11 protein-coding genes and 1 pseudogene are annotated in these 7,231 nt (G+C 64.4%); 9 read left to right on the top strand and 3 right to left on the bottom strand.

Annotation, left to right across the window (positions count from 1 at the left end; translation table 11 throughout):
- The 4 genes and pseudogenes from L995_RS32685 to L995_RS01755 all read left to right on the top strand — a co-directional run.
- Positions 1–79, top strand: a pseudogene (locus L995_RS32685) (ribosomal protein L16); the annotation flags it as partial.
- A gap of 10 nt (positions 80–89) precedes the next feature.
- Positions 90–287, top strand: coding sequence for a 50S ribosomal protein L29 (gene rpmC / locus L995_RS01765; protein WP_012202337.1), 198 nt, complete (start codon positions 90–92; stop codon positions 285–287).
- 13 nt (positions 288–300) lie between these two features.
- The gene (rpsQ, locus tag L995_RS01760; RefSeq protein ID WP_016448513.1) at positions 301–570 is read left to right on the top strand and encodes a 30S ribosomal protein S17; all 270 of its coding nucleotides are present in this window, start codon (positions 301–303) and stop codon (positions 568–570) included.
- A gap of 118 nt (positions 571–688) precedes the next feature.
- On the top strand, positions 689–1,195 hold the full coding sequence (locus tag L995_RS01755; protein ID WP_047468517.1) for a peroxiredoxin: 507 nt from the start codon (positions 689–691) through the stop codon (positions 1,193–1,195).
- A gap of 108 nt (positions 1,196–1,303) precedes the next feature.
- On the opposite strand, the gene L995_RS01750 is transcribed toward L995_RS01755, so the two are convergent.
- A complete protein-coding gene (locus L995_RS01750; RefSeq protein ID WP_016448511.1) occupies positions 1,304–1,795 on the bottom strand; it encodes a GNAT family N-acetyltransferase in 492 nt (163 codons plus the stop codon).
- Between the two features lie 65 nt (positions 1,796–1,860).
- The gene (locus L995_RS01745) at positions 1,861–2,559 is read right to left on the bottom strand and encodes a cytochrome b/b6 domain-containing protein (RefSeq protein ID WP_016453566.1); all 699 of its coding nucleotides are present in this window, start codon (positions 2,557–2,559) and stop codon (positions 1,861–1,863) included.
- Between the two features lie 159 nt (positions 2,560–2,718).
- Here L995_RS01745 and L995_RS01740 point away from each other — a divergent pair, with 159 nt between their 5' ends.
- Positions 2,719–3,165, top strand: a complete 447-nt coding sequence (locus L995_RS01740) for a c-type cytochrome (RefSeq protein ID WP_016448509.1) — start codon at positions 2,719–2,721, stop codon at positions 3,163–3,165.
- A gap of 64 nt (positions 3,166–3,229) precedes the next feature.
- Here the strand turns inward: L995_RS01740 and L995_RS01735 are convergent, their stop codons facing one another.
- Positions 3,230–3,733, bottom strand: coding sequence for a TlpA disulfide reductase family protein (locus tag L995_RS01735; protein WP_017403794.1), 504 nt, complete (start codon positions 3,731–3,733; stop codon positions 3,230–3,232).
- Between the two features lie 176 nt (positions 3,734–3,909).
- On the opposite strand from L995_RS01735, the gene L995_RS01730 reads away from it, so the two are divergent.
- The 4 genes from L995_RS01730 (at position 3,910) to ptsP (ending at position 7,193) form a co-directional block, all read left to right on the top strand.
- Positions 3,910–4,479 (top strand): hypothetical protein, encoded by a 570-nt coding sequence (locus L995_RS01730; protein WP_016453565.1) that lies wholly within the window; start codon positions 3,910–3,912, stop codon positions 4,477–4,479.
- 118 nt (positions 4,480–4,597) lie between these two features.
- Positions 4,598–5,059 (top strand): PTS sugar transporter subunit IIA, encoded by a 462-nt coding sequence (locus L995_RS01725; RefSeq protein WP_026061990.1) that lies wholly within the window; start codon positions 4,598–4,600, stop codon positions 5,057–5,059.
- Positions 5,028–5,297 carry an HPr family phosphocarrier protein gene (locus L995_RS01720; RefSeq protein ID WP_016448505.1) on the top strand — a complete coding sequence of 90 codons (270 nt, stop codon included), beginning with the start codon at positions 5,028–5,030 and terminating at the stop codon, positions 5,295–5,297. Before L995_RS01725 ends, L995_RS01720 begins: the two co-directional genes overlap by 32 nt.
- Positions 5,298–5,414: 117 nt before the next feature.
- Positions 5,415–7,193 (top strand): phosphoenolpyruvate--protein phosphotransferase, encoded by a 1,779-nt coding sequence (gene ptsP, locus L995_RS01715; protein WP_026061991.1) that lies wholly within the window; start codon positions 5,415–5,417, stop codon positions 7,191–7,193.
- Positions 7,194–7,231 lie beyond the last annotated feature (38 nt).

The following is a 7,231-nucleotide window of genomic DNA, read 5'->3' as shown; positions in this document are numbered from 1 at the left end:
CCGCGTTGAAGCGTTCCGCCTGGCCGCTGCAAAGCTGCCGCTGCGTACGACCTTCGTGTCCCGTCAAATTGGTGCCTAAGGAGAACAACATGACGAAAGCTGCTGAACTCCGCCAAAAAGACGTTGCCGGCCTGGAAGCCGAAGTGAAGTCCCTGCAAAAGGCTCACTTTGGTCTGCGTATGCAAAAGGCCACGCAACAGCTGGGTAACACGAACACGCTGCGTACCACGCGCCGTGACATCGCCCGCGCCAAGACCATCCTTGCTGAAAAGCAAGCCGCCAAGTAATCAGGAAGCCGACATGACGGAAGCTAAAAAATCCCTCAAGCGCACCTTGATTGGCAAGGTGGTCAGCGACAAGCGTGCCAAGACCGTGACGGTCATGGTTGAACGCCGCGTCAAGCACCCGATCTATGACAAGATCATGATCAAGTCCAGCAAGTACCACGCTCACGACGAGCAAGGTGAGTACAAGCTGGGCGACGTGATCGAAATCACGGAAAGCCGCCCGCTGTCCAAGACCAAGAACTGGGTTGCTACCCGCTTGGTGCAAAAGGCTGCTCTGGTGTAAGCCTACCTAGGCCCACCGGCTGCAAAGCCACAGGAAACGACCCACAATGTGGGTCGTTTTTTCGTTTGGGGACCGCCATTTCGGCGGCCCCCGGTTTTGCACCACAAAGGAGATAGAGATGATCAAAGTCGGAGATGCCCTGCCCGCTGCCACCCTGATGGAATACGTGGAAGTCGAAGGCAATGGCTGCAGCATCGGCCCCAACCCCGTGAAGCTGCCCGAAGCCGCTGCAGGCAAGACCATCGCGGTCTTCGCCGTGCCCGGTGCATTCACTCCCACCTGCTCGGCCAAGCATGTGCCCGGCTTCGTGGAGCAGGCCGAAGCCTTCAAGGCTGCCGGCGTGGACGAGATCTGGTGCCTGTCGGTCAACGACGCCTTCGTGATGGGCGCATGGGCCCGCGACCAGAAGACCGATGGCAAGGTGCGCATGCTGGCCGACGGCGACGCCGCATTCGCCAAGGCCACCGGCCTGACGCTGGATCTGAACGGCAAGGGCCTGGGCCTGCGCAGCAACCGCTATTCCATGCTGGTCAAGGACGGCAAGGTCATCACGCTGAACGTGGAAGGCCCTGGCAAGTTCGAGGTCAGCGACGCGGCCACTTTGCTGGGCCAGGCCAAGGCCTGATCGCGCTGCAGGCCTTCTGGCCTGTGCACCGCGCTATTGCGAAAAAAAGGCATTGCACCCGGGTGCAATGCCTTTTTGTATTGGGGGCGCTGGTTCAGCCAGGCCGGCCTAGAAGATATCGGCCTTGAGGTAGTGCGCCCCCGCGATGGGGTTGTGATAGTAGGGCGGGATTTCCTCGAAGCCCAGATCGACGTAGAGGGCGCGGGCCGATTCCATGTCGTCCAGCGTGTCCAGCAGCACATGGTCATAGCCGGCCTGGCGCGCCACATCAAGCATGGCTTCGGCCAGCTGCCGACCCAGCCCGAAACCGCGAAAGGCCTTGCGCACGAACAGGCGCCTCATCTCGGCGGCATTGGCGTAGTCGCAGTTGTCCAGGGGGCGCAGGGCGCAGCAGCCGGCCACTGCGCCATCGACCCTGGCCAGCAGGATGTGGCCGCGCGGCGCAGCGTAGTCGCCGGGCAGATCGGCGATCTCGGCCTCGAAATCTTGAAATTGCAGATCGACATCCAGGCTTGCAGCGTACTCCCGGAAGATCTGGCGGACTTCGTCCCAGTCTTCCGCGGGATTCGGCGCCAGCAAGGCGACAGCAGGCTTGTCCACGGGCACTCAGCTAAAACGACGGAAAGCGCAGTGTAGCGGCAAGCGGCCCACCTCTGGCTGCGCCGTCAGAAAGCGCCGCCAAGCTGCTGTACCCACCATGCCGCAGCGCCTGCCCCGAAGGCCAGGGCCAAGGCCAGCCAACGGCTGCCTGCCGTGTCGCGTGAGGCGGGTACTGGCGCGGACAACTGTTTGTCCCCGGTCACCATGGCTCGCACCAGGCCGCGCCCGCGCCAGGCATAGAACACGATGGCCAGAAGATGCAGGGCCACCAGTGCGTACAGCAAATACTGTCCCCAATGCGCGTGATAGGCCGTGGCCTGCGCCACCGTGTCGCCCGATGCGAAGCGGCTCAGCGGCCCGGAGAACGCAATCTCGTCATCGCTGAGCAATCCGCTGCCTACCTGGGCGATCAGCACCGCCAGCATGGCCAGCACGGACAGAGCGCCCAACGGGCTGTGGCCTGCGCTGTCGCTCTCCGCTCCTTGTCCGCGCAGATGGCGCAGCAGGGCGGAAGGTGCATGGATGAAGCTGGCAAAGCGCGACCAGCGGCCACCCACCAGGCCCCACAACAGGCGAAACAGCAGCAAGGCCAGCATGACATGGCCCAGCAGCAGATGCCAGTTCATGGCATTGCCGCCCAGTTTGGCCGTCACGACCAGGGCAATCACGGTTGCGGCCAGCAGCCAGTGAAACAGCCGGGTGGGCAGGTCCCAGATGCGGACCTTGTGCTTGGCGGCGCCTTGTGCGGTCGGTTCTTGTGCCATGGCATGAGCGTGTGGGTGGGAATGAGTGCATTGTGCCGACATGCATTCCGGAGCCGGCAGTCAATGCACCCTGGCTGCGGTCAATCAAAGCTGCGCCCGCAAGGCGTCACTGCCATACTGGCCCGGCAGATTTCCCCACACTCGAAAAGGAAAACCACGATGAAGAAAGTTTCTGCATGGGCGCTGGCCGCCCTGGTGGCCGCTACCGCGCTGCCGGCTTCCGCCCAGTTTGCCAAGTCCGAGGACGCCATCAAGTACCGCCAGGGCGCGCTGGCCGTGCTGGGCCAGCACTTCGGTCGCCTGGGTGCGATGGCGAACGGAAAGATCCCCTTCGATGCCAAGGCGGCCCAGGAAAACGCCGAGGTGGTGGCCTTCATGGCCAAGCTGCCCTGGGCAGGTTTCGGCGCAGGCACGGAGGGTGGAAAGGCCAAGCCTGAAATCTGGAAGGAGCAGGCCAAGTTCCAGGATCTGTCGGAGAAGATGCAGGCCGAGACGGTCAAGCTCGCGGCTGCGGCCAAGTCCGGCAACCTGGACCAGCTCAAGGCGGCCTTCGGCCCGGCCGCTGCCAGCTGCAAGGCCTGCCACGACAGCTTCCGCAGCCGCTGATCGGCATGCAGATGCAAAAAAACCGGCGTGATGCCGGTTTTTTTCTGGGCTTGCCTGTGCCGTATCAGGCTTCGGCCAGCAGTTTCTCGATCAGCCGGTGCAACTCGGCGAAGTCAGGCGCTCCCACATAGCGCTTCACGATGTCGCCGCGCTTGTTGACGATGTAGGTGGTGGGCGTCAGCTGCACATCGCCCCAGGCGCGGGCCACGGCGCCGGTGTTGTCCAGCGCCACCTTGAACGGCAGCTTGCGCGAATCGGCGAAGTTCACCACATAGCTGGGCGGGTCGTAGCTCATGGCCACGGCCAGGGTCTCGAAGCCCTGGCCCTGGAATTTCTGGTGGGTGGCGACGATCTCCGGCATCTCGGCCACGCAGGTGGTGCAGCTGGTGGCCCAGAAATTGACCAGCGTCACCTTGCCCTTGAAATCGGCCGTGGTCTGCTTGCTGCCATCCAGCAGCACGAAGGTCGATTGCGGCGCCGCCGTCTGGCCTGCGCCCGAATACACCCATGCGCCCATTCCGGCGGCTGCGGCGATCACCACGCCTGCGATCCAATGTTTGCTTGCCATAGCGACGATTGTGCCCAAAGTTGTGCCCGTAGGCCTGCACGCATGCCGTGCACCGCGTTTCGATGCGCGGCAAGGGCAAAAGTTCGGGTCTCGGTCAAGCGGGCCGTGTCGATAATGCCGGCATGACATTGATGGAAAGCTTTTTGATCCCCATGGCAAGGCTCCGCGCTCCTGCCATGCGGCTTGCTGCCGCTGTGCTGGTGTTGACGCCCTTGGCCGCATGCAGTCCCCGGCTGGATTGGCGGCAGGTTGCGGTCGAGGGCACGCCACTGCGTGTGCTTTTGCCTTGCGATCCGCAATCGGCCACCCGGCCGGTGGAACTGGGCCAGGGCATGGGCACGGTGCAGATGTCCATGATGGGATGCGACGCCGATGCGTCCACCTACGCGGTTTCCCACTTCCTGGTCAGCGAGCCCTCCAGGGCCGCCGAGATGCTGTCGTACTGGCAGGCGGCCGTGCTCGGTCAGATGAATCCGGGTGCGCCGGGACAGGCGCCGGCCGGCGCCAAGCAATTGCGCTCCAAGGAAGATGGCTCCTTCGTGCCTGCAGGCGCCTTGAATCTGCCGCAGTCGCTGCGCACCACGTTTGAAGGCGTGGGCCCCCAGGGCTGGAAGCTCACGGCCCATGGCGTGTGGTTTGCACGAATGGAGCCGGCGGGCGCGCGCCTCTACCATGCCGTGATCTACAGCGACAAGCCGCGCACAGACGAGGCCAACAACTTCTTCGCCAGCCTGCAACTGCAGTAGCAACAGGTTTGGAGCCACGGATGCGGGAGGCAACTGTGGCATGGAGCGCAGCGCAGGCGCGCCGTTTGCCCTGCATGCGCCTTCGCACGCCATAATCGACTCCGAACCCTGTGACTTCATGACCACGCGCATCCTTTTGTTCACCCACGCACCTTTGGCCCAGGCACTGCGCGAATGCGCCCTGCATGTGTTCGCCGACAGTGCCGAGGACGTCCTTGCCCTGGATGTGCCCGCTCAGGAGCCGCCCGAGGCCACTCTGATGCGTGCCGAGCAGTTGCTTGAAGACCATGGCGGCCTGCTGGGGCTGCCCACGCTGGTGCTGACCGACCTCTTTGGTGCGACGCCCTGCAACGTGGCGCAGCGCCTTGTGGCGCAACTGCCTGCCGGGCGGCTGGTGGCCGGAGTGAACTTGCCCATGCTGCTGCGCTCCATAGGCTATCGCCACGAGGCGCTGGAAGCCGTGGCCGAGCGTGCCTTGGCGGGAGGCAGCCATGGGGTGATGCAGGTGGGCGTGAACACGCCTCAGAACCAGAGTCCGCGACCATCCAATGATCAAGACCCCTATCACCATCAGCAATAAACTGGGCCTGCACGCCCGCGCCTCTGCCAAGCTCACCAAGCTTGCAGGCAGCTTTCCCTGCGAAGTCTGGATGAGCAAGGGCGAGCGGCGCATCAATGCCAAGAGCATCATGGGCGTGATGATGCTGGCTGCCGGCATGGGCTCCGAGGTGCTGCTGGAGACAGACGGAGCACAGGAGCAGGAAGCCATGGATGCGCTGACCGCCCTGATCAACGACAAGTTTGGCGAAGGCCAGTAATGTGCCTTTGCGGCGCTGGCAGACGGTGAGCGCAACAGAGCAACACGCGCTGGAACTGGACGATGCCGCATTGCGACGGTCCGGGGCCTGCGCAGCAGCAGGCAAAGGACAGGCGCAATGACGTTTGCAATCCACGGACTGGCCGTGTCACGGGGTATCGCCATCGGGCGTGCGGTGGTGGTGGCCTCCAGCCGCATGGAGGTGGTGCACTACTTCATCCGGCCCGACCAGGTGGACGCGGAAATCGACCGCGCCCGCAGTGCGCGCAATGCCGTCATCGACGAGCTGCGCCGCCTGCAGGATGAAATGCCCAAGGATGCGCCGGGCGAGCTGGATGCCTTGCTCGACGTCCACCTGCTGCTTTTGCAGGACGAGGCCCTGGCCGCCGCCATCAAGCACTGGATATCCGATCGCCTCTACAACGCCGAATGGGCGCTGACCACGCAGCTGGAGGTCGTCTCGCGCCAGTTCGACGAGATGGAGGACGAATACCTGCGCGAGCGCAAGGCGGACCTCGAGCAGGTGGTCGAGCGCATCCTGCGCCATATGAAGGGCATGGCCAGCCCCGTGCCCGCACCGGCCGAGCTGTTGGCAGTCGAGGCAACGGGGGAGGGCACGCCGCCGCAGCAGCCGCTGCTGCTCGATGGCGCCACCGACGCGCCGCTGGTTCTGGTGGCACAGGACCTGTCGCCAGTGGACATGCTGCAGTTCAAGAGCCGGTTGTTTGCCGGCTTCATCACGGCCGTGGGCGGCCGCACTTCGCACACGGCCATCGTGGCGCGCAGCATGGACATTCCTGCCGTGGTCGGCGCCCGGGCTGCGGGGCAACTGATCCGCCAGGACGACTGGATCATCATCGACGGCAATGCAGGGGTCGTCATCGTCGATCCCTCACCCATCATCCTGGCCGAATATGGCTTTCGCCAGCGCCAGAACGAGCTCGAGCGCGAGCGCCTCTCGCGCCTGCGCCACACGCCTGCGCTGACGCTGGACGGAGAGCGTATCGAGCTGCTGGCCAACATCGAGCAGCCCGGCGACGGGCCTGCGGCCGTGCATGCGGGCGCGGTGGGCGTGGGGCTGTTCCGCACGGAATTCCTGTTCATGGGGCGTGGCGGCAACCTGCCCGGCGAGGAAGAGCAATACCGGGCCTACCGCGAAGCCGTGGATGGAATGCAGGGCATGCCCGTGACCATTCGCACACTGGACGTGGGCGCCGACAAGCCGCTGGACAAGGCCCAGCCCAAGGACTACTACCTGAACCCCGCGCTGGGTCTGCGCGCCATCCGCTGGAGCCTGGCCGATCCGGCCATGTTCCGCACCCAGCTGCGCGCCATCCTGCGTGCTGCCGCGCATGGGCAGATCCATCTGCTGTTCCCCATGCTGGCCCACCAAAGCGAGATCGAGCAGACCCTGGCCCAGGTGAGGTTGGCGCAAAGCGAGCTTGACGCGCGCGGCGTGGCGCACGGCCCGGTCAAGCTGGGCGCCATGATCGAGGTGCCTGCGGCAGCGCTGATCGTGCGCACCTTCCTGCGCTATTTCGACTTCCTGTCCATCGGCACCAACGACCTGATCCAGTACACGCTGGCCATCGACCGCGCCGACGAGACCGTGGCCCATCTCTACGATCCCCTGCATCCCGCCGTGCTCAAGCTGGTGGCGGATGTGATCGCCGAAGGAAGGGCGCAAGGCAAGAGCGTCTGTGTCTGCGGGGAGACCGCCGGCGATGTGGCCATGACGCGCCTGCTGCTGGGCCTGGGCCTGCGCAGCTTTTCCATGCATCCGGCGCAGATCCTGGTCGTCAAGCAGGAAATCTTGCGTGCCGACACACGCAAGCTGGCCGCCTGGGCGCAGGAAGTCCTTCGTTCGGACAGCCCGGCAGCGCTGCTGAGCCCATGACTTCGGTCAAGTGAAGGCGCGAGGCAAAAAAATCACAA

The sequence above is a fragment of the Delftia sp. ZNC0008 genome (genome assembly GCF_000799035.1).
Classification (GTDB): Bacteria; Pseudomonadota; Gammaproteobacteria; order Burkholderiales; family Burkholderiaceae_C; genus Comamonas; species Comamonas tsuruhatensis.
Note: the sequence above shows the minus strand (reverse complement) of the source record. Positions and strands in the feature narration are given on the sequence as shown.

Excerpts from the sequence above, each read along its gene's own strand:
- rpmC (WP_012202337.1), top strand. The coding sequence starts at position 90 with ATGACGAAAGCTGCTGAACTCCGCCAAAAAGACGTTGCCGGCCTGGAA.
- rpsQ (WP_016448513.1), top strand. The coding sequence starts at position 301 with ATGACGGAAGCTAAAAAATCCCTCAAGCGCACCTTGATTGGCAAGGTG.
- L995_RS01755 (WP_047468517.1), top strand. The coding sequence starts at position 689 with ATGATCAAAGTCGGAGATGCCCTGCCCGCTGCCACCCTGATGGAATAC.
- L995_RS01745 (WP_016453566.1), bottom strand. The coding sequence starts at position 2,559 with ATGGCACAAGAACCGACCGCACAAGGCGCCGCCAAGCACAAGGTCCGC.
- L995_RS01740 (WP_016448509.1), top strand. The coding sequence starts at position 2,719 with ATGAAGAAAGTTTCTGCATGGGCGCTGGCCGCCCTGGTGGCCGCTACC.
- L995_RS01735 (WP_017403794.1), bottom strand. The coding sequence starts at position 3,733 with ATGGCAAGCAAACATTGGATCGCAGGCGTGGTGATCGCCGCAGCCGCC.
- L995_RS01730 (WP_016453565.1), top strand. The coding sequence starts at position 3,910 with ATGCGGCTTGCTGCCGCTGTGCTGGTGTTGACGCCCTTGGCCGCATGC.
- L995_RS01725 (WP_026061990.1), top strand. The coding sequence starts at position 4,598 with ATGACCACGCGCATCCTTTTGTTCACCCACGCACCTTTGGCCCAGGCA.
- L995_RS01720 (WP_016448505.1), top strand. The coding sequence starts at position 5,028 with ATGATCAAGACCCCTATCACCATCAGCAATAAACTGGGCCTGCACGCC.
- ptsP (WP_026061991.1), top strand. The coding sequence starts at position 5,415 with ATGACGTTTGCAATCCACGGACTGGCCGTGTCACGGGGTATCGCCATC.